Consider the following 20,594-nt stretch of genomic DNA (forward strand, 5'->3'; position numbering starts at 1 on the left):
GCGAGAGCGCAGCTCGCGCCGCGTTTCGCCGTGGCCCTGGCTCACCGGTTCCGGTAGTGCTCCGCCAGCTTCGCCAGGCCTTCGTCGAGGCTGACTCCCGGGGTCCAGTGCAGCAGCTTCCGGGTCTCGCGCTGGTCGAACCAGTGGGCGGTGGAGAGCTGCTCGGCGAGGAACCTGGTCATCGGCGGCTCGTCGCTGCGGCCGGCGCGGAGCCACACTTTTTCCACCACGGAGCCGGCCGCCCGGGCGAGCCTGCCGGGCACGCTCCACGCCGGCGGCCGGACGCTCCCGGCGGCGCAGATGCCCGCCAGCAGCTCGCCGACCGGGCGCGGTTCGCCGTTGGTGACCACGAGCGCGCGGCCGCGGATGTGTTCCATCCGATGCAGGGCAGCGACGATGGCCGAGGCGGCGTTGTCCACATAGGTCGTGTCGATCAGGGCTGCGCCGGCGTCGAGCAGCGGCAGCCGGCCCTGCGCGGCGCGCTCGAGCACCCGTTCGACGAGCTGGGTGTCGCCCGGGCCCCAGACGATGTGCGGGCGGACCGCGGCGACGCGGAAGTCCGGGCCGTCCGCTGCGAGTGCGAGCAGCTCGGCCTCGGCCTTGGTGCGGGAGTAGTCGCCGTGCGCGCGCACCGGGTCCGCCGGCTCGGCGCCCAGCCCTGCGATGGCGGCCCCGGAGTTGGCCACGGACGGGGACGAGACGAAGACGAAGTCCCGCACTCCGGCGCCGCGGGAAGCGGCGAGCAGCCGGCGCGTACCCTCGACATTCACCTCGTCAAACTCCGCCGCGCGTCCGGTGAAGGAGACCTTCGCTGCGAGGTGGATGACTCCCTCGGCGCCGTCAACGGCGCGGCGCAGGGCGGCATCGTCCGTCACAGATCCGGGAAGGTCTGTGGCGCCGTCGACGCCGGAGGGGCGGCGTTGGAAGGTCGTGACCTCGTGGCCTTGGCGAACCAGCAGCCGGGCCGTTTCCCCGCCCAGCAGGCCGCTGGCCCCGGTGACAAGGACCTTCACGGCCTGCCCGGCCGGCCGCCGGAGAGGACCCGCGACGCCCAGCGGGCCAGCCGGGTCCTGTCGATCTTGGCGTTGTGGCGGATGTCGGTCGGTTGCGAGGGGACGGCAAGGACGGCCGAGATGCTGACACCGGCCTGACGGGCTGCGTCGCGCACCCGGCCGGCCAGCTGCGGTCCGGCGGGTCCGGCGCGGCGGGCCGGGGGCACGGTTTCGACGACGGCGGCGACGGCCTGGGTCCCGGCCGGGCCGACCCCGACGACGGCGGCCAGTGCGACGTCGTCGAGCCGTTCGATGGCCTGCTCGGTGCCGACGGGGGTCACCACGGCGTCCGGCGCCGTCACGACGTGGGCCAGGCGGCCTTCCACCCAGAGCCTGCCGGCGGCGTCGAAGTGCCCGACGTCCCCGGTGCGGTGCCAGCCGGGGGTGCGGATGCTCTCGCGCTGGGTCAACCACAGCCGGTCGTAGGCCTGCTTCACGTGCGGGGCGCTGACGAGGATCTCCCCGGTGACCCCAGGTTCCGTGACGGGGTCGTTGCCGGGGGCGGTGCCGTCCGACGCCAGCGGGATGACGGCGACGCGGGCGCCGTGCACCGGCAGCCCCACGCAGACACCGTTGCCCGCTCCTGCCACCGTGCCGGCCGCGGCGTCCGCCTCCGCGGTATGGATTTGTTCAAGGCTGATGTCGGTGACGGGCAACGCCTCGGTCATGCCGTACGGGGTGTGCAGCGAGGCTGCCGGAAGCAGCTGCTGCACCTGCGCGAGCAGGGGTTCGGGCACCGGTGCGCCGGCCGAGAGCAGCATCCCGACCCGGGCCAGGGCCTCCTGCCCGGCGGGAGCCAGCGCGTCCCGCGTGGCCAGGACGTTGCGCAGGGCGGCGGGGGAGGCGAAGACAACGGTGGCGTCGATGGCTCCGGCCGCGTCTGCCAGCGCGCGGGCGGTCAGGGTGCGCGGGGCGGTGACGTCCATGGCCGGTGTCACCGAGACCGCTCCCAGCGCCGGCCCCAGCAGCGCAAACGGTGCGAAGGCGGCCACCAGCCGTGCTCCCGGGCGTATGCCCAGGGTCGCGGCCACGGTGTCCCGCATCGCGGCGAGCTGCCGGTGCGTGTACAGCACGCCCTTGGCCGGGCCGGTGGAGCCGGAGGTGAAGAGCACCGCGGCGGGGGAGTCGGGGGCGGGGGCCTCCGCTGCTGTTGCGGGGCCGGGCGCCGCCCCCCGCGCCTGAAGGTCAGCCAGGGAGGTTTCGACGCCGAGCACGCGGCGGCGGCCTGCGGGCAGGGTGCCCACGCTGATGCGCCGGCCCGGCCAGCCGAGCACGGCGGCAGCGGCGAGTGCCTTGTCGATCCCGATCAGGAAGTCCGGAGTCGCCCCCTTCACGGCCCGGCTGAGGCCACGGGTGCCCAGGCCTGCATCTGCCACGACCACTACTGCGCCAAGCCGCAGGCAGGCGTACAGCACCACCGTCAGGTCCACGCCCGGGGGCACCATCAGGCTCACCCGGCTGCCGGGTGTCACCCCTGCGTCGCGGAGCCCGGCGGCGAGGGCAGCGACCTGGTGTTCCAGTTCCCGCCAGCTCAAGGACCGCGCGATCCGCCCGTCCTCGCCCATCTCCGCCACGGCGGTCTGTGCGGAGTCCGGGCCAGCTGCCAAAGCTGTGAGCGGTGCCCAGAGCGGGTCGGTGTCGGTGGCCGGCGGGGCGGCCGTCGGGGTGTCAGTGCGCTCGGCGAGCCACTCGAAGATCGGGGTGGCAACGTCCCGGTCCTCGGCGACCAGATGGCCGGCGCCTTCGAAGCGGTGCACCTTGGCGTGCGGCAGCCGTCCGATGAGGTCCTTGAGGTACCGGTCGGAGAAGATCGGGTCCCGCGGCCCCCACAGCATCAGGGCGGGAACCGTCAGCTCCCGCAGCCCTTCGGCGAGGCGGATGAGTGCGGGGAAACTGGGGTGGGATTCGTCAGCCGGGATGTCCGCCACGAAGTTCCCGACGCCGGCGCGCCGGTCCGCGCCGCGGTAAGGGGCCATGAAGGCGCTGCGGACGTCCTCGGCCAGCGGCGGATGCGCCAGGGCGTGCGTCACGCGCAGGAAGGCGTCCGACGTCGTCGTGCCCCACCGGTGGACGGCGGGGTGCAGGGCCAGCCGCAGCGCCGGCGGGATGCGCGAGCCGGCGGGCTGGTGGACGGCGGTGTTGGTCAGCACGACGCCGGCGAGCTGCTGCGGGTGTGCCAGCGCCCAGCCCAGGCTGATCACGCCACCCCAGTCGTGGCCGACGGTGACGACCGGGCCGCCCAGGCCGAGGGCTGCGGTGAGGTCGCCCAGGTCGCTTATCCGGTCGGCCAGCCGCCGGAAGGTGCCGGTGCGCTCGGAGAAGCCCATGTCCAGCTGGTCCACCGCCACCACGCGCCACGGGTGGGCGGGATCGGAGCCGGCGGCCAGCAGGGTGCGCCACAGATAGGACCAAGTCGGGTTGCCGTGCACGCAAAGCAGCGTGCCGGCCGGAGTCAGGCCGCGGCGGGAGAGCTGGGCGCCGTTGTCGAGCAGGTGCCAGCGGCGCACTGTTCCGGGCTCATCCGCGGCGGAAGTGGAGGCCACATCGATCTCGCGCGACCATTCCGGGTCGACGCCGGGCCAGTCGGCGGCTACCAAACGATTTCCACCATGGCGGTGTTCAGCCCGGAGCCGACGCCCATGCACAGCACACGGTCCCCGGCACCGAGCGTCTGGGCTTCGGCAGCGAGGGTCATCGGCAGCGACGCGGGCCCGACATTGCCCCAGTGCGGGAAGGTAATCGGAACCTTCTGCGGGTCCAGGTCGATGGCGTCGATGATGGCCTGCGTGTAGGCGTTGCTCACCTGGTGCGTGACGTAGCGGTCCATCGCGGTCCAGTTCCACTCCGGCTGGGCCTCGTGCCAGGCGTCGACGACGAGCTGCAGGCCGCCGTCGAGCAGGCCCTTGGTGTCGGTGTTCATGCCGTCGATGCCGCCCACGCAGAGTTCGTGGTGCTCGGTGCCGGCGCGCATGACGCCGCCGACAATCCGGTGCGCCCCGGGGTGCTGGTCCGCCGGGCCGAGGACGGCCGCCGCAGCGCCGGACCCCAGGGTGAGGGTCGCGAACTCGCGGTTGAAGTCCTCGCGGGTGGTCTCGGGCCGCTGCAGGCGCTCCAGGGTGGCCTCCTGCGTGGCCTGGGCGTCCTCGCCGTTGACGATCACGGCGTACTTGATCTGGCCGGAGTCGATCATGTTGGCGGCCAGCGTCATGCCGTTGACGAAGCCGAGGCACGCGTTGGCAAGGTCGAAATTCATCGCCGACGACGGCAGGCCAAGCCCGTGGTGGATCTTCACCGCGACCGACGGCTCCAGGTTGCGCCGCGTGACGGACGTGTTGATCAGCAGTCCGACTTCGGAAGCCTCGATGCCGGACTCGGCCAGCGCCTTCGCGCCTGCCTCAATGGCGGCGTCGTCGAACGAGGTCCCCGGGGCCCACCAGCGCCGGTGCGTGATGCCGGCGACCCGTTCGAGCAGCTTCGGTGGAAATTTGAGCCGCCGCAGGGTGGGGGCCAGCCTGCGGTCGAAATCGGTGGAACTGACGATCGTCGGAGCTTCGACGCTGCTCACCGAAAGCAATGCGGTATTGCGGTGCCGGAATGTCGCATTCCCTACCAAATCAAGCCCCTGTTCATGTCCTGCCCGTGCTCCGGCGTCTTACTGCACCTTCCAGCACAAGCCCAAGAGGTTAACTATGCCCGGTGCAGGCCCCTTCGTGCATATGCCGCCCGCGGCATCCGCAGGCGGCGCTTCGCACCGGTGCTGCACGGAGTTGTCGCAGGTCCGCAGTAGATTGTAGATGTCCCAGCACGCTCCGAGCAGGAGAACCCGAAGACATTGCACCTGAAAAGTCTGACCGTCCGCGGCTTCAAGTCGTTCGCTTCGGCGACCACTTTCGACTTTGAGCCCGGCGTCACCGCGGTGGTCGGGCCCAATGGTTCCGGCAAGTCGAACGTGGTTGACGCGCTCGCCTGGGTGATGGGGGAGCAAGGCGCCAAGACGCTGCGCGGCGGGAAGATGGAAGACGTCATCTTCGCCGGCACCGCGGGCCGTCCGCCGCTCGGCCGCGCGCACGTGTCGCTGACCATCGACAACTCCGACGGCGTGCTGCCGATTGAATACAGCGAGGTCACCATCGCCCGGACGCTGTTCCGCGCGGGCGGCTCGGAGTACTCAATCAACGGGAACAACTGCCGCCTGCTGGACATCCAGGAGCTGCTGTCCGATTCGGGCCTTGGCCGCGAAATGCACGTGATCGTCGGGCAGGGCCAGCTGGACAAAGTGCTGCACGCCACTCCGGAGGACCGCCGCGGCTTCATTGAGGAAGCCGCCGGCATCCTCAAGCACCGGCGCCGCAAGGAAAAAACTGTCCGCAAACTCGAGGCCATGCAGGCCAACCTGCAGCGGCTGACCGACCTCACCGCGGAAATCCGCCGCCAGCTCACGCCGCTGGGCAAGCAGGCCGAAGTCGCCCGGCGCGCCCAGCAGGTGCAGTTCGAGGTCCGCGACGCTCGCGCGCGGCTGCTGGCCGATGACCTGGTCACGCTCACCACAGCGCTGGAACAGGAAGTGGCGGACGAGGCAGCGCTCAAGGCACGCCGGGCCGAGGTGGAGCACGCCCTCGAGGACGGCCGCCGCCGCCAGGCCCAGCTGGAACAGCTCGCGGCGGAAGCCACACCACGGCTGAACGCCGCCCGCGACACCTGGTACCACTTGTCCTCCACCCGCGAACGGATGCGGTCGCTGGGCAATCTGGCCGCCGAGCGCCAGCGCCTGCTGGGTTCCGAGGACGCCGTCCCGGACTCCGGCCGCGACCCGGACGAGCTCGACGAGCAGGCGGAGATGGTCCGCGAGGAGCAGGCCGAACTCGAGGACCTGATCGAGGACCGGCGTGAAGCGCTCGCGGACGCCGTCGATGCGAAGGCCGAGGCCGAACAGGCTGCCGTCGAGGAAGACCGGCGGCTCGAGGCACTGCTGCGCGCCTCGGCTGACCGCCGCGAAGGGCTTGCCAAGCTTGCCGGCCAGGTCGGAGCGGCCCGCTCCAGGGTGGAAGCCGCGGAGGCCGAGGTCGGCCGGCTGCGCACGTCCCTGACGGAGGGCGAGGAGCGCCGGCGCCAGGCGCAGGCGGAGTTCACCGCGCTGGAATCCCAAGCGGCCGGCGTGGAGGAAGGCGAGGAGGGCCTGGACGCCGAATACGAAGAGGCCAGCGCGCAGCTGGAGGACGTGCTCGCGGAGATCGAGAAGCTCAACGCCGAGGAGCGCGAGGCCGAACGCGAACGCAGCGCGCTCACTGCCCGGCGCGATGCGCTCCAGGTGGGGCTGAACCGCCGCGACGGCTCGTCGGCGCTGCTGGAGTCAGGCCTGGACGGGGTGCTCAGCGCGGTCCCGGACCTGATCACAGTGGAGCCCGGCTATGAGGCCGCCGTCGCGGGCGCGCTCGGGGCAGCGGCGGATGCCGTCGTCGTCGTCGACGCTGACGCGGCCGTGCGGGCGCTGGAAAGACTAAAGGATGACGACGCCGGGCAGGTGGGGCTGCTGCTCGCCGACGCCCCGGAGGGCGGGGCGGAAGCTCCGGCGCAGGCGCCAGGGGAGTTGCCGGACGGCGCGCGCGCCGCCGGGGACCTGGTCTCGGTGAAGGAAGGCGCACGTGCCGCGGTGGCGTCGCTGCTGGGCCGGTTCGCCGTCGTCGAAACCCTCGACGCCGCGAAGGCCCTCGTCGCAGCCCGGCCGGAGCTGACCGCGGTCACGCTCGCCGGGGACGTGCTCGGGGCTGTGGCCGCGCGTGGCGGGTCCGCGTCCACCCCGTCGCTGATCGAGGTTCAGGCGGCGGTGGACGAGACCGGTGTGCGGCTGGCCGAGGCGCAGGCACGCGGGGAGCGCGCCAGGTTCGCCCTGGCCGCAGCCCGGTCCCGGCGGGAGGAGCTGCAGCAGCGCGCGGACACCGCGTTGGAGCGCCTGCATGATTCGGACGCGCGGCTGGCCGCCGTCGCCGAGCGGCTCGGGAACCTGGGGTCCACGCTGCGCTCGGCGGTGGGCGAGAGTGAGCGCCTGACGACGCTGCTGGAGGCCGCGGAAGCCGGAATCGTCGCTGAGCAGGAGAATCTTGCGGCCGTCACCGCCAGGCTCGCTGCCGCCCAGGATGCCCCGGTGGACGAGGAGCCCTCGACCGCGGTCCGCGATGCGCTCGCCAATGCTGCGACCGCTGCCCGCGCCGCCGAACTGGAGGCGCGGCTGGCACTGCGCAGCGCCGAGGAACAGCTCACGTCCACGGCGAACCGCGCAGCCGCGCTGGAGCGGGCCGCGGCGGCGGAGCGGCAGGCCCGCGCCCAGGCCGCCGAGCGCGCCCGCCGTCGCCGGCTGCAGGCTGCCAAGGCCGCCGCCGTCGCCCGGGCGGTGCAGCAGGTGCTGAGGTACATGGACGTCTCGGTTGCTGCGGCCTCCCGCGAGCGGGACATCGCCGAGGAGGTCCGTGCCGAGCGGGACCGCGAGCTCGCGCAGGTGCGGGGCATCAACGAGGAGCTCACCACCGAGCTCGCACAGCTGACCGATTCGGTGCACAAGGACGAGATGGCGCGCGCCCAGCAACGGCTGCGGATCGAGGCGCTGGAGAACCGGGCCATCGAGGAACTGGGGCTGAGCGTCGAGCACCTCGTCGCCGAGTACGGGCCGGACCGGCTGGTACCCGGGCCGCCCGCCAAACCCGACAAGTGGGCCGCGCTCGGGCCGGCCGAGGAACCTGAGGGCAGGCTCTTTGTCCGCGAGGAGCAGGAGAAGCGGCTCAAGCGCGCCGAGCGCGACCTGTCCGCGCTGGGCAAGGTCAACCCCCTCGCGCTGGAGGAATTCGCGGCGCTGGAGGAGCGGCACCAGTTCCTCAGCAGCCAGCTCGAGGACCTCAAGGCCAGCCGCAAGGACCTGCTGGACATCATCCGCGAGGTCGACGAACGCGTGGAACAGGTCTTTACCGCGGCCTTCAAGGACACCTCCGAGCAGTTCGACCACGTCTTCGCGCGGCTCTTTCCCGGCGGCGAAGGACGGCTCGTGCTCACCGACCCGGACGACATGCTCACCACGGGTATCGAGGTCGAGGCCCGGCCGGCGGGCAAGAAGATCAAGCGCCTGTCGCTGCTCTCCGGGGGCGAGCGCTCGCTGACCGCCGTCGCGCTGCTGGTGGCGATCTTCAAGGCCCGGCCCTCGCCCTTCTACGTGATGGACGAAGTGGAGGCCGCCCTCGACGACACCAACCTGGGCAGGTTGATCACGATCTTCGAGGAGCTGCGCGAGTCGAGCCAGCTTATTGTGATCACGCACCAGAAGCGCACCATGGAGGTCGCGGATGCCCTCTACGGCGTCACCATGCGCGGCGACGGCGTCTCGACAGTGATCAGCCAGCGGCTGGCCCCCGCCGGGTAGGACGGGGCTGGGGCTGGGGCTGGGCCGGGACTGGCGGGCGGCGTCAGCGGATTCCGCTGCTGTTTCGGTCCGGCGCCCCGGTTGCAGCAGCAGCGGCTGACCGGAACGGCAGCGGAAGACAGGACCAGCAGCGGCGCCCGGGCAGGTCCACAGCCCCGGTGCCTCGTGAGAAGCTTGTGGCGTGATTGATCTCTCGGCTCTGCTCCCCGTCATCATCCTCATCGCCGTCGGCATGGTCGTCGTGGGCGGCATCATCGTGGGCCTGGTCCGCGGCGGCCGCAAACCGCGCGGCACGGTGTACCCGACCACGCGCGACGAGAACGACGTCGCCCTTGGCGGCACCGGCACGCTCACCGAAGAGCGTCCGCGGACGGGCGCTACACAGGTGCCCTCCGCGCCGGCCGGCACCGAGGTGCAGGACCACGCCCTCGTCGAGGAAGTGCCGGGGATCGAGACGCCGGCGCCGGTTGCGGGCCGGCTGGTGCGCCTGCGCGAGCGGCTCGCGAAGTCGAACACCGCGTTCGGCAAGGGGCTGCTCGCACTGCTCTCCAGCGACAAGATCGACGAAGACGTCTGGGATGAGATCGAGGAGACTCTGCTGCTGGCCGACCTCGGCCCGGAGCCGACCACCGAGCTGGTGGACGCGCTGCGTGAGCGGGTCAAGGTTCTCGGCAGCCGCGACCCGGAGCACGTCCGGGCCCTGCTGCGCGAGGAGCTCATCAAGCTGATCGATCCGGCGATGGACCGGTCCCTGAACACTTCCCGCCATGATGGCCGCCCTGCGGTGCTGATGGTTGTCGGCGTCAACGGCACCGGCAAGACCACCACGGTGGGCAAGCTCGCCCGGGTCCTGGTCGCCGAGGACAAGGACGTGCTGCTCGGCGCGGCGGACACGTTCCGCGCGGCCGCCGCGGAGCAGCTGGCGACCTGGGGCCGCCGCGTCGGCGTGCCCACGGTCAAGTCCGACGTCGACGGAGCCGATCCCGCCTCGGTCGCGTTCGACGCCGTGCGCGCCGGCATCGAGGGCGAGGTCGACGTCGTCATGATCGACACCGCCGGGCGTCTGCAGAACAAGGTCGGCCTGATGGACGAGCTCGGCAAGGTCAAGCGGGTCGTCGAGAAACTGGCGACGGTCGACGAGGTGCTGCTCGTGCTCGACGCCACGACCGGCCAGAACGGCCTGAACCAGGCCCGTGTGTTCTCCGAGGTCGTCAATATCTCCGGCATCGTGCTGACCAAGCTGGACGGGACCGCCAAGGGCGGCATCGTCGTCGCGATCCAGAAGAGCCTGGGCGTGCCGGTGAAGCTGATCGGCCTCGGCGAGGGCGCGGACGATCTGGCGCCGTTCGACGTCGAGAACTTCGTGGACGCGCTGCTCGCCTGACCCGCCCCCTTAGGGCCCCCGACGACGGCCCCCGACGACGGCCCCCAAGGCGCCCTGGGCAGGCATCCGGGCTGGTCAGGGCGACGTCGAAACACCGGCGAAACATCCCCGAGACCCACCATTTACTTCGGAGAGCTTCTTGTAACAACGCGGCAATGTTGACCCCGAACAGGTGAAACAACCATTGACCATTCTCATTACTGAGCCACATTGCGCGGGGGCGGAACGCGGCAGGCATCCAGTAAATGAGAAAGGGCAGTGACCATGAACACTGGCGACACAGCTTGGGTCCTGGCATCGGCGGCACTTGTGCTGCTGATGACTCCGGGCCTTGCGTTCTTCTACGGCGGCATGACCCGTGCCAAAGCCGTACTGAACATGATGATGATGAGCTTCGGAGCAATCGCCCTGGTGGGCGTCCTCTGGGTCCTCTTCGGCTACTCCATGTCCTTCGGCACCGATGCTTTCGGCGGCCTGGTGGGCAACCCGTTTGAAAAGTTCGGACTCAGCAACATCCTGTCCACCGGCAAGGACATGCCGCTGGTCGGCACCATCCCGGAAATCGTGTTCGTCGGCTTCCAGGCGGTCTTCGCGATCATCACCGTCGCGCTGATCTCCGGCGCCATCGCGGACCGGACCAAGTTCGGTTCATGGATGGTCTTCGCCGGACTCTTCGCGGTCATCGTCTATTTCCCGGTTGCGCACTGGGTCTTCGACTTCAACAAGGACGCGGCCGGCAACGCGGTCGGCGGCTGGCTGGGGCAGGGCCTGGGCGTCATTGACTTCGCCGGCGGCACCGCGGTGCACATCAACGCCGGCGCGGCCGGCCTGGCCCTGGCGCTCCTGCTGGGCAAGCGCCGCGGCTTTGGCAAGGACCCGAGCCACCGCCCGCACAACCTGCCCTTCGTGATGCTCGGCGCAGGCCTGCTGTGGTTCGGCTGGTTCGGTTTCAACGCCGGCTCAGCGCTGGCTGCCAACGGCATCGCCGGCTACGCCTGGATCAACACCCTCGTCGCGCCCTGCGCCGCGGTCCTCGGCTGGCTGGTCGTCGAGAGGGTCCGCGACGGGCACGCCACCTCCCTCGGCGCCGCTTCCGGTGCCGTGGCCGGTCTGGTCGCCATCACCCCGGCCTGCTCCGCCATCACCCCGTTGTGGTCGATCGTGCTGGGCCTGCTCGCCGGAGCGGTGTGCGCCATGGCCATCGGCCTGAAGTACAAGCTCGGCTACGACGACTCGCTCGACGTCGTCGGCGTCCACCTGGTCGGCGGCATCGTCGGCACCCTGTTCATCGGCCTCGCGGCGGATCCGGGTTCGCCGGCGGCCGGCGACGGCCTGTTCAGCGGCGGCGGCTTCGAACTCCTGGGCAAGCAGGCCATCGGCGCCGGCTCGGTGCTGGTGTACTCCTTCGTCCTTTCCTTCGCCATCGGCTGGGTCATCAAGAAGACCATGGGCTTCCGGGTCAGCACCCAGGACGAGATTGACGGCGTGGACCTGAGCCAGCATGCTGAAAGCGCCTACGAATACGGCGGAGTCGGGGTGGCCGGAAGCTTCCAGCCGCTGCACGATCAGATCCAGCACGGTTCGCACAAGGGGAAGGACGCCGACGCCACCGCCGGGTCCAAGGAAAGGATCGAAGCATGAAACTGATCACCGCCATCGTCCGCCCGGAGAAGCTCGATGACGTCCGCAGCGCGCTCGAAAGCTACGGGGTGCAGGGACTGACCGTCAGCGCGGCGAGCGGGTACGGCCGGCAGCGCGGGTACACCGAGGTCTACCGCGGTGCCGAGTACAAGGTGGATCTGCTCCCGAAAGTCCGGATCGAGGTCCTGGCGACGGACGAGCAGGCAGATGACATCCTCGACGTGATTATCGCCAGCTCCAACACCGGCCGCGCCGGCGACGGCAAGGTCTGGACCGTCGACGTCTACGAAGCAATCCGGGTCCGCACCGGTGAACGCGGAGCAGCCGCGGTCTGACGCGGCCCCTGGTTCACCGAAGTTCGACGGCGAGGCCCGGCAGGACAAGTTCCTGCCGGGCCTCGCCGCGTCCGGGCTCCTACCGCCTGGCGGGCCAGTCCGCCGCGCCGCCGGAGCCGGCCGCATACTCGTCCATGGGCACGGTGCCGGCTTTGAAAGCCGCCAGCACCGGGTCCACGATCCGCCAGCACTCCTCGGCCGTGTCCCCGCGCACGGAGAGCAGCGGGTCTCCGGTGAGGACGCCCTCGAGGACCTCGCCGTAGGGGAGCAGCTTTGAGCCGCTGAGGTCCGCTTCCAGGCTCACCCTGTCCAGCGTGAAGATGTCGCCGGGCCCGTTCACGTCCACCTCGAGCTCCAGCCGGTCGGGGCCGAATCCAATGTGCAGGCTGGTCGGGCGGTCGATGCCCTTCAGCCCCACCGGCAGGTGCGGAACCGCCTTGAAGGTGATGACGGCTTCCTTGCGGGCTGATCCGAGGGCCTTGCCCGAGCGCAGGATGAACGGGACGCCGGCCCAGCGCCAGTTGTCGACCGAAACCTGCACCTCGGCCAACGTTTCGGTGTCGTTCGCGGGGTCGACGCCGTCTTCGTCCACATAGGCCGGCACGGACCGGTCGCCGAGCTGGCCGGCGGTGTAGCGGGCGCGGCGGGTGCTGCGGGCGTATGGCCCGCGGACCGAGCTGGCCCGCAGGACGGCCGCGATGCCGTCCCGGACATCGCGTTCGTTCAGGGTGGCCGGTGCATCCATGGCGATGACGGCGAGGATCTGCAGCAGGTGGCTCTGGATCATGTCCCGCAGCGCGCCGGCCTTGTCGTAGTACCGGGCCCGGTTTTCCAGCGCGAGATCCTCGTCGAAGATGATCTCGATCTTGTCGATGTGGTTGTTGTCCCAGAGCGGTTCCAGGATGCGGTTGGCGAAGCGCAGGCCCAGGATGTTGAAGACAGTGGACTTGCCCAGGAAGTGGTCCACCCGGTGGATGTGGTCCTCCGGCACCAGTGAGGCCAGCGTGCGGTTGAGTTCGCGGGCGGAGTCCTCGCTGGAGCCAAACGGCTTCTCCATGACCAGCCGGGTCCCGGCAGGAAGATCCTCGGCCGTGAGCACCTCGCAGGCCTTCTGGCTCACGGCAGGCGGCAGCGCGAAGTAGACGGCGACAGGTCCCTCCAAGCTGCGCAGCAGCTCCGGCAGTTCCCCTTTGGCAGTGACGTCGAGCCGGTGGTAGCTGGTGTCGACGGCGAGGTCCTTCAGGGCCGACTTCCCGTCGTCACCGGCGTCGTCCGCGGCCCCCGCGGCGGCGTCCTCGACGCGTTGCCGCCACTGCTCCTGGCTCCAGCCGTCCGAGCCGGCACCGACGACGTGGACGCCGGGCGCACCTCCGGTGGCCACCAGCCGCGCGACCCCGGGCAGCAGCAGCCGGCCGGTGAGGTCGCCCGAGGCGCCGAGGATGAGCAGCGTCCTGACCTGGGCTGCATGGGGGTGTTCAGCTGCGGGCGCGGTGTCCTGGGTGGTTTGAGTCACAGGCCCAGCATGTCACTCCCGGCTGGAAATGTCCGGTGCGCACGCCCCTCCACGCTGCCCTCCCGCGCCAACTCTGCCCGCGGCCGGGGCCAGGAACCGGGCCAGGGACCGGCCAGGACGCCCTGATACCGCCGCCGCAGGGGGACCGGCGGGCAGAGTTGGCGGTGCCGCCCTGAAGCGCCGTCGCGAGGCCGCGTGCGCACTGCCCGCAGGACCGGCGCGGGTGTTGGTAACCTAGGTAGTTGAGTCCCGCGGGGCTCTGTTGACTGCCGGACCCGCCGGGCCCGGTCTCCGACGTCCTGAAAGAAGTGCACGGCACGTGTTCAATTCACTCTCTGACCGGTTGACAGCAACCTTCAAGAACCTGCGCGGCAAGGGCCGGCTCTCCGAGGCCGACGTCGACGCCACGGTGCGGGAGATCCGCCGCGCGCTGCTGGATGCCGACGTCGCCGTGCCCGTGGTGCGCGCGTTCACCGCCAAGGTCCGCGAACGCGCCCTGGGTGCGGAGGTCTCGGCGGCGCTGAACCCGAGCCAGCAGATCGTCAAGATCGTCAACGAGGAACTCGTGCAGATCCTCGGCGGCGAGACCCGCCGGATCCGCTTCGCCAAGAACCCGCCGACCATCATCATGCTCGCAGGCCTGCAGGGCGCCGGTAAGACCACCCTCGCCGGCAAGCTCGGCAAGTGGCTCAAGTCCCAGGGCCACAGCCCGCTGCTGGTCGCCGCCGACCTCCAGCGCCCCAACGCCGTCACCCAGCTGCAGGTCGTCGGTGACCGCGCCGGCGTCAAGGTCTTCGCACCGCACCCGGGCACGACGTCGGACCTCGACGTCCCCACGGGCGACCCGGTGCAGGTGGCCCGCGACGGCGTGGCCGAAGCCAAGGCCAAGCTGCACGACGTCGTCATCGTCGACACGGCCGGACGCCTCGGCGTCGACGCCGAAATGATGGAGCAGGCGCGGCAGATCCGCCGGGCGATCATCCCCAACGAGGTGCTCTTCGTCCTCGACGCGATGATCGGCCAGGACGCCGTGAACACCGCACTCGCCTTTGACGAGGGCGTCAACTTCACCGGCGTCGTGCTCTCCAAGCTCGACGGCGACGCCCGTGGCGGTGCCGCCCTGTCCGTGGCGCAGGTGACCGAGAAGCCGGTCATGTTCGCCTCCACGGGCGAGGGCCTCGACGACTTCGAGATGTTCCACCCGGACCGGATGGCCTCGCGCATCCTGGACATGGGCGACATCCTGACCCTGATCGAGCAGGCCGAGCGCAGCTGGGACAAGGATGAGGCTGCCCGGATGGCGAAGAAGTTCGCCGACCAGGAAGACTTCACGCTTGAGGACTTCCTCGCGCAGATGCAGCAGATCCGCAACATGGGCTCGATGAAGAAGATGCTCATGATGATGCCGGGCGCGCAGAACATCCGGCAGCAGCTGGAGCAGTTCGACGAGCGGGAGATCGACCGCGTCGAGGCGATCGTGCGCTCGATGACTCCGCACGAGCGCGTTGCGCCGAAGATCATCAACGGCTCGCGCCGCGCCCGCATCGCGAAGGGCTCGGGCGTCACCGTCACCGAGGTCAACGGCTTGCTGGAGCGTTTCGGGCAGGCTCAGAAGATGATGCGCCAGATGGCGCGCGGCGGCGGCATCCCGGGAATGCCCGGCATGCCCGGTCCCGGCGGCTTCGGCGGAGCGCGCAAGGCCAAGCAGCAGGCGAAGGGCAAGTCGAAGGGCTCCCGCTCCGGCAACCCGGCCAAGCGCGCCCAGGAAGAAGCAGCCGCGGCCGCCCGGCGCAGCCAGCAGAAGTCCGTGCCGACCGGCGCGTCCTTCGGCCAGGGTGCTCAGGACTTCGACCCGTCGTCCCTGAACCTGCCCAAGGGCTTTGACAAGTTCCTCGGCGGCAAGTAATACCTGTTCGGCCCCGGCCCGTGTGTCGGCGGCGGAGACTAGGATCCAGACGTGGCCAAAGAGCGGATTGTGTTCGTGCACGGAGCGGGGCGCTTCGGTGCTGCCGCGTGGCCGAACCAGCACAAGCTTGCGCTCGAGTATGACTGCCTGTTCATGAAGCGGCCCGGCGGTGACGGCAGCTTCGCGGCCGACGCCGACGCCCTTGCCGAGCTGCTCGGGGAGGGCGGGCACGTCGTCGCCCACCACGACGGCGCGGTGCCGGCGATGCTGGCGGCCGTCGCCCACCCGGATACCGTGCGGTCGCTGACGCTGTTCGAGCCCGCGTGCCTGTCGCTGACCCGGGACCTGCCCGCCACGGAACGGTACGTGGCCGCTCACGCCGGCGAAGCTTCACCGGTATGGGAAGCTCCTTTGCACATTGTCCCGGGCGTGCCGACCCTGGTGGTCACCGGCGCGTGGGAGCCGCTGTACGAGGAGATCGCCGGGTATCTGGCGACCACCGGGGCAGTGCACGTTCATGCCGCCGGGGACCACCGGCCGCAGGACTCGGCGCAGGGCCACCAGGCGCTCGTGGATTTCATCCGGGTCCACTCCCTGTAGCCCGACGTTCCGGGCGCGAGCGGCCGGTTGCGGCGGGCTCCCGACCGGGAAACCCGCCACAACCGGCCTCTCGGCGGCGTCAGGGCTTGCTGAGGCTGGGTTCCGGCAGATAGACCTTTCCGCCGGACTCCCGGAACTGAGCGGACTTCTCCTCCATCCCCGCGATGATCGCCTGTTCGGTGGTGCCGCCGAACTGGTCGCGGATGTCCTGTGAGATGCGCATGGAGCAGAACTTCGGCCCGCACATCGAACAGAAGTGGGCCGTCTTCGCCGGCTCCGCGGGCAGCGTCTCGTCGTGGAACTCCTCGGCGGTCACCGGGTCCAGCGAAAGCGCGAACTGGTCCCGCCAGCGGAACTCGAAGCGGGCCTTGGAAAGCGCGTCGTCCCGCTCGTTCGCGCCGGGGTGGCCCTTCGCGAGGTCCGCCGCGTGCGCCGCGATCTTGTAGGTGATCACGCCGGTCTTGACGTCGTCCTTGTTCGGAAGGCCCAGGTGCTCCTTCGGGGTGACGTAGCAGAGCATGGCGGTGCCGTAGCGGGCGATCTCGGTGGCGCCGATTGCCGAGGTGATGTGGTCGTAGCCGGGGGCGACGTCGGTCACCAGCGGCCCGAGCGTGTAGAACGGCGCGCCGTCGCAGAGTTCCTGCTGGCGTTCCACGTTCTCGCGCACGAGGTGGAACGGGATGTGGCCGGGACCTTCGACCATCACCTGCACGTCGTACTCCCAGGCGCGCTTGGTCAGTTCGGCGAGGGTGTCCAGCTCGGCGAACTGGGCGGCGTCGTTCGCGTCCGCCGTCGAACCTGGCCGAAGCCCGTCCCCGAGCGAGAACGCGACGTCGTACTGGGCGAAAATCTCGCACAGCTCGTCGAAGTGGGTGTACAGGAAGTTCTCGCGGTGGTGCGCGAGGCACCAGCCGGCCATGATGGACCCGCCGCGGGAGACGATGCCGGTGACCCGCTCGGCCGTGAGCGGGACGTAGCGCAGCAGCACGCCGGCGTGGATCGTCATGTAGTCCACGCCCTGCTCGCATTGCTCGATCACCGTGTCGCGGAAGATTTCCCAGGTCAGCTTGTCCGCCTCGCCGTTGACCTTCTCCAGCGCCTGGTAGATCGGAACGGTGCCGATGGGCACGGGGGAGTTGCGCAGGATCCACTCGCGGGTGGTGTGGATGTCGTCCCCGGTGGAGAGGTCCATGACCGTGTCCGCACCCCACTGGGTGGCCCACTGCAGCTTGTCGACCTCCTCGGCGATGGAGCTGGTGACCGCGGAGTTGCCGATGTTGGCATTGATCTTCACCAGGAAAGCCTTGCCGATGATCATCGGCTCCGATTCCGGGTGGTTGATGTTGTTGGGGATGATCGCCCGGCCGGCGGCGAGCTCGGAGCGCACCAGCTCGACGTCGCAGTTCTCGCGCAGGGCGACGAAGCGCATCTCCTCGGTGATGAGGCCCTGCCGTGCATAGTGCATCTGCGTGACCCGTCGGCCCTCCAGCGCCCGGCGGGGGACCGGCTTGGCGCCCTTCCATTCCGCTGAGGCCTCTCCGCGGCGGATGGCGGACCGGCCGTCGTCGAGCAGGTTCCGGCTGCGTCCTGCGTAGGCCTCGGTGTCTTCCCGGCCCTCGATCCAGGCCGAGCGGAACGGCTCGAGGCCGACCACCGGGTCGCTGCCGGGGCCCGCCGTCCGGTAGACGGTCAGCGGCGGATTGGCAGAGCCGTCGGGCGAGTTCTCCAGTTCGATCTCGGTCACGGGCACGCGGATGCCGTGCCCGTGGTCCTCGAGGTACGCCAGAGTGTGTGAATTCATGGAACTCATGAGGGATTCCTACTTCCTTCGCCGGCATGACCCGGACAGGTTCGACGGTCGCGGGCTGCCTCAGCCCGATCTCAGCCCCTGCAAGGGCTCCCGTGTGGATGCAACCGAGGTTACCGAACCGCGTGCCCTCGGACCAACCGGCGACGCCCGTGCGGCGTCGCAGTCAGGCTTGATATTCACCGGAGGGAGTGCCGCGATGGCGGGTAGGGCCAGGGCGGGGAGTGAGGGCAGGGCCGATGTGCCGTCCCGGATCGGTCTTCCCGGCACAATCCTGCGTGTCGGGCTGGGATGCTTCCGTGATGGGATTCTCGCTGCGGCCGGCGCACCCGCAATTCCTGGCAGGCGGCTGCGCCGGACGCCGGCTGATCCAGGCCGTTCGCGCAGGGCTGAGGCGCCTGACGTGGCGCCTCTAGCCCCTGCGGATGCGCGGGTGTAATCTGAAGCACATACCCCCTAGGGTATCCACAGGTCGCCATATTGGAATCGGCGTCCGCATTGAGGCGCGACGCTGCGAATCGCAGAAAGGCTTCTGAGTCATGGCTATGCACCACGAGATCCTAATCATCGGAGGCGGCAATGCGGGGGTGAGCGTCGCCGCCCGACTCCGCCGGGCAGGAAAGACCGACATCGGCCTGATCGAACCGAGCGAGCGGCACTACTACCAGCCGCTGTGGACCCTGGTGGGAGGCGGTTCCGCCCGACAGGAGGAAACGGTGCGGCCGCAGGCGTCCGTCATGCCCCAAGGGGTTGCGTGGATCAAGGATGCCGCGACAGACATTGACCCTGAACGCCGCACCGTTTCCCTCGCTGGCGGCGGCTCGGTCAGCTATGACTACCTGGTGGTATGCCCGGGCATCCAGCTGGACTGGGACAAGATTCCGGGGATGGCGGAGGCAATCGAAACCCCCACCGTATCGAGCAATTACCGGTTCGATCTGGCCCCCAAGACCTGGGACATGATCCGGAACCTGAAGTCCGGCACCGCCGTCTTCACCCAGCCCTCCGGCCCCATCAAGTGCGCCGGCGCTCCCCAGAAGATCGCCTATCTGGCGGCCGATTATTGGCGTCAGAAGGGCGTGTTGGGTGACATTCGGGTGGTCATGGTGCTGCCGACGCCGAGTATGTTCGGCGTGAAGGTATTCGCCGATGAGCTTGAGCGGGTCGTGGCCAAGTATGGCATCGAGGTCCGCTTCAACAGCGAGATGACCGAGGTGGATCCCGCCGGGAACAAGGCGGTGATCAGGGACAACGCATCCGGCGTCACGGAGACGTTGCACTACGACCTGCTGCACGTGGTCCCGCCGCAGTCCGCACCGGACTGGCTCAAGCGCACCCCGCTCGCGGATCCGGCCAACCCCGCCGGTTACGTTGACGTTGACAAGCACACGCTGCAGCACAAGCGCTACCCGGAAATCTTCGCCCTGGGCGACGCCGGCTCCACGCCGAACTCGAAGACCGGCGCCGCTATCCGCAAGCAAGCCCCGGTGCTCGTGAAGAACCTGCTCGCCGCCATGGACGGCCGCACCCCGTCCGCGCAGTACAGCGGCTACGCCTCGTGCCCGCTGACGACCGCACGTGGAAAGATGCTGCTGGCCGAGTTCGACTACACGCTGCAGCCGGCTCCCAGCATCCCCTTCATCGACACCACCAAGGAGCGCAGCGACATGTGGCTGCTCAAGCGCTATGGTCTGCCGTTCATGTACTGGCGCCTGATTCTGAGGGGCCTGGCCTAACCCGGGGCCCCGGGCCGGCGAACGGCCAGTCGGGGCGGGTTCGCGCGCGAACAGCCCGCCACATCTGGCCGTTCGCGCAAGTGGACACACGGGAGCGTGCTGCAGGAGGCGAGGCTTACGCTGGCTTCATGGCAGGAATCATCCACTTCACCGGCCCCGTCCTGGTCGGACCGGCCGAACAGCGTGCCGAGGCCTGGGCGGTCGACGGCGTGCTCACCTTTCGCCGCCCGCGGCGGTGCGCGGAGACCACCCTTGAGGGCTGGGTGCTGCCCGGGTTCGTGGACGCGCACTGCCACATCGGCCTCGATGCCCGCGGCCGCGTCCCGGACTCGCTCGCGGAGGAGCAGGCCCTGACGGACCGCGACGCCGGGACGCTGCTGGTCCGCGACGCCGGGGTCGTCAACGACACCCGCTGGGTGCAACAGCGGGAGGACCTGCCCCGGCTGATCCGCGCGGGCAGGCACGTGGCACGCACCCGCCGTTACCTGCGCGACTACGCCGTCGAGGTCGAGCCGGACGGGCTGGTCGAGGCGGTGCGGAAGCAGGCCCTTGCCGGCGACGGCTGGGTCAAGCTCGTGGGGGACTGGATCGACCGCGACGCCGGGGACCTGACGCCGGCATTTCCCGCCGGCGTCGTGAAGGACGCCGTCGCTGCCGCGCACGCGGAGGGAGCCCGGGTGACCGCTCACTGTTTTGCAGAGCAAACCCTCGACGACATGCTCGACGCCGGCATCGACTGCATCGAGCACGCCACCGGCATGCTCGAGCGGCACATTCCCCGGTTCGTTGAGCAGCAGGTGCCGATCGTGCCCACCCTGATCAACATCGACACGTTCCCCGACATCGCCGCGCGGGCCGACGCAAAGTTCCCCGTCTATGCCGCCCATATGCGTGCGCTCTGGGGCCGCCGGCACGAGCGCGTCCTGCAGGCCTGGGAGGCCGGCGTGGAGATCTACGCCGGGACGGACGCCGGCAGCACCATCGCGCACGGCCGCCTCGCCGACGAAATTCTCGCGCTCGCCGAGGCCGGACTGCCCGCGGCAGCGGCCCTGGACGCCGCCACCTGGGGTGCACGCCGCTGGCTCGGCGCCGGTGCCATTTCCGAGGGGGCCAGCGCCGACGTCGTGCTCTGTGCGTCCGATCCGCGCATCGACCTGTCCCAGGTGGGCCGCCTGAAACACATCGTGCTGCGCGGGAATGTAATCCGCTGACCGC

At 70.1% G+C, this 20,594-nt stretch carries 13 protein-coding genes and 1 riboswitch; of the genes, 8 read left to right on the forward strand and 5 right to left on the reverse strand.

The annotated features are described in order from the left end of the window. Positions 1-41 precede the first annotated feature (41 nt). The 3 genes from KIH31_RS13675 to KIH31_RS13685 are packed head-to-tail and all read right to left on the reverse strand — an operon-like array spanning position 42 to position 4,665. Positions 42-1,013: an NAD(P)-dependent oxidoreductase gene (locus KIH31_RS13675; protein WP_214427705.1), complete on the reverse strand. Its 972-nt coding sequence runs from the start codon at positions 1,011-1,013 to the stop codon at positions 42-44. Next, complete coding sequence (locus tag KIH31_RS13680; RefSeq protein WP_214427706.1) at positions 1,010-3,649, reverse strand: alpha/beta fold hydrolase; 2,640 nt, start codon at positions 3,647-3,649, stop codon at positions 1,010-1,012. The genes KIH31_RS13675 and KIH31_RS13680 overlap by 4 nt, the downstream gene beginning before the upstream one ends. Then, on the reverse strand, positions 3,643-4,665 hold the full coding sequence (locus tag KIH31_RS13685) for a 3-oxoacyl-ACP synthase III (RefSeq protein WP_214427707.1): 1,023 nt from the start codon (positions 4,663-4,665) through the stop codon (positions 3,643-3,645). The genes KIH31_RS13680 and KIH31_RS13685 overlap by 7 nt, the downstream gene beginning before the upstream one ends. 219 nt (positions 4,666-4,884) lie before the next feature. Here KIH31_RS13685 and smc point away from each other — a divergent pair, with 219 nt between their 5' ends. The 4 genes from smc to KIH31_RS13705 all read left to right on the forward strand — a co-directional run bounded on the left by smc (position 4,885) and on the right by KIH31_RS13705 (position 11,817). Further along, the gene (gene smc, locus KIH31_RS13690; protein WP_214427708.1) at positions 4,885-8,457 is read left to right on the forward strand and encodes a chromosome segregation protein SMC; all 3,573 of its coding nucleotides are present in this window, start codon (positions 4,885-4,887) and stop codon (positions 8,455-8,457) included. Between the two features lie 232 nt (positions 8,458-8,689). Continuing rightward, a complete protein-coding gene (ftsY, locus tag KIH31_RS13695) occupies positions 8,690-9,841 on the forward strand; it encodes a signal recognition particle-docking protein FtsY (protein WP_214427898.1) in 1,152 nt (383 codons plus the stop codon). Between the two features lie 264 nt (positions 9,842-10,105). Continuing rightward, positions 10,106-11,482 (forward strand): ammonium transporter, encoded by a 1,377-nt coding sequence (locus KIH31_RS13700; protein WP_214427709.1) that lies wholly within the window; start codon positions 10,106-10,108, stop codon positions 11,480-11,482. Then, positions 11,479-11,817, forward strand: coding sequence for a P-II family nitrogen regulator (locus KIH31_RS13705; RefSeq protein WP_214427710.1), 339 nt, complete (start codon positions 11,479-11,481; stop codon positions 11,815-11,817). The genes KIH31_RS13700 and KIH31_RS13705 overlap by 4 nt, the downstream gene beginning before the upstream one ends. Positions 11,818-11,896: 79 nt before the next feature. Here the strand turns inward: KIH31_RS13705 and KIH31_RS13710 are convergent, their stop codons facing one another. After that, positions 11,897-13,330, reverse strand: a complete 1,434-nt coding sequence (locus KIH31_RS13710) for a glucose-6-phosphate dehydrogenase (RefSeq protein WP_214427711.1) — start codon at positions 13,328-13,330, stop codon at positions 11,897-11,899. 319 nt (positions 13,331-13,649) lie between these two features. Between KIH31_RS13710 and ffh the strand changes: the two genes are divergently transcribed. Further along, positions 13,650-15,236: a signal recognition particle protein gene (gene ffh / locus KIH31_RS13715; RefSeq protein WP_214427712.1), complete on the forward strand. Its 1,587-nt coding sequence runs from the start codon at positions 13,650-13,652 to the stop codon at positions 15,234-15,236. Between the two features lie 51 nt (positions 15,237-15,287). Beyond that, complete coding sequence (locus KIH31_RS13720; protein ID WP_214427713.1) at positions 15,288-15,836, forward strand: alpha/beta fold hydrolase; 549 nt, start codon at positions 15,288-15,290, stop codon at positions 15,834-15,836. Between the two features lie 79 nt (positions 15,837-15,915). On the opposite strand, the gene thiC is transcribed toward KIH31_RS13720, so the two are convergent. After that, a complete protein-coding gene (thiC, locus tag KIH31_RS13725) occupies positions 15,916-17,646 on the reverse strand; it encodes a phosphomethylpyrimidine synthase ThiC (RefSeq protein ID WP_214427714.1) in 1,731 nt (576 codons plus the stop codon). Then, positions 17,643-17,750, reverse strand: a riboswitch (TPP riboswitch). Its footprint overlaps the gene before it by 4 nt. Before the next feature lie 432 nt (positions 17,751-18,182). Here thiC and KIH31_RS13730 point away from each other — a divergent pair. Then, complete coding sequence (locus tag KIH31_RS13730; protein WP_214427715.1) at positions 18,183-19,379, forward strand: FAD/NAD(P)-binding oxidoreductase; 1,197 nt, start codon at positions 18,183-18,185, stop codon at positions 19,377-19,379. A 128-nt stretch (positions 19,380-19,507) separates the two neighbouring features. Beyond that, positions 19,508-20,590 (forward strand): amidohydrolase family protein, encoded by a 1,083-nt coding sequence (locus KIH31_RS13735; protein WP_214427716.1) that lies wholly within the window; start codon positions 19,508-19,510, stop codon positions 20,588-20,590. Positions 20,591-20,594: the final 4 nt, after the last annotated feature.

This window comes from Paenarthrobacter sp. DKR-5 (assembly GCF_018531425.1).
Taxonomy (GTDB): Bacteria; Actinomycetota; Actinomycetes; order Actinomycetales; family Micrococcaceae; genus DKR-5.

Excerpts from the sequence above, each read along its gene's own strand:
- ftsY (WP_214427898.1), top strand. The coding sequence starts at position 8,690 with ATGGTCGTCGTGGGCGGCATCATCGTGGGCCTGGTCCGCGGCGGCCGC.
- KIH31_RS13700 (WP_214427709.1), top strand. The coding sequence starts at position 10,106 with ATGAACACTGGCGACACAGCTTGGGTCCTGGCATCGGCGGCACTTGTG.
- KIH31_RS13705 (WP_214427710.1), top strand. The coding sequence starts at position 11,479 with ATGAAACTGATCACCGCCATCGTCCGCCCGGAGAAGCTCGATGACGTC.
- thiC (WP_214427714.1), bottom strand. The coding sequence starts at position 17,646 with ATGAGTTCCATGAATTCACACACTCTGGCGTACCTCGAGGACCACGGG.
- KIH31_RS13730 (WP_214427715.1), top strand. The coding sequence starts at position 18,183 with ATGGCTATGCACCACGAGATCCTAATCATCGGAGGCGGCAATGCGGGG.
- KIH31_RS13735 (WP_214427716.1), top strand. The coding sequence starts at position 19,508 with ATGGCAGGAATCATCCACTTCACCGGCCCCGTCCTGGTCGGACCGGCC.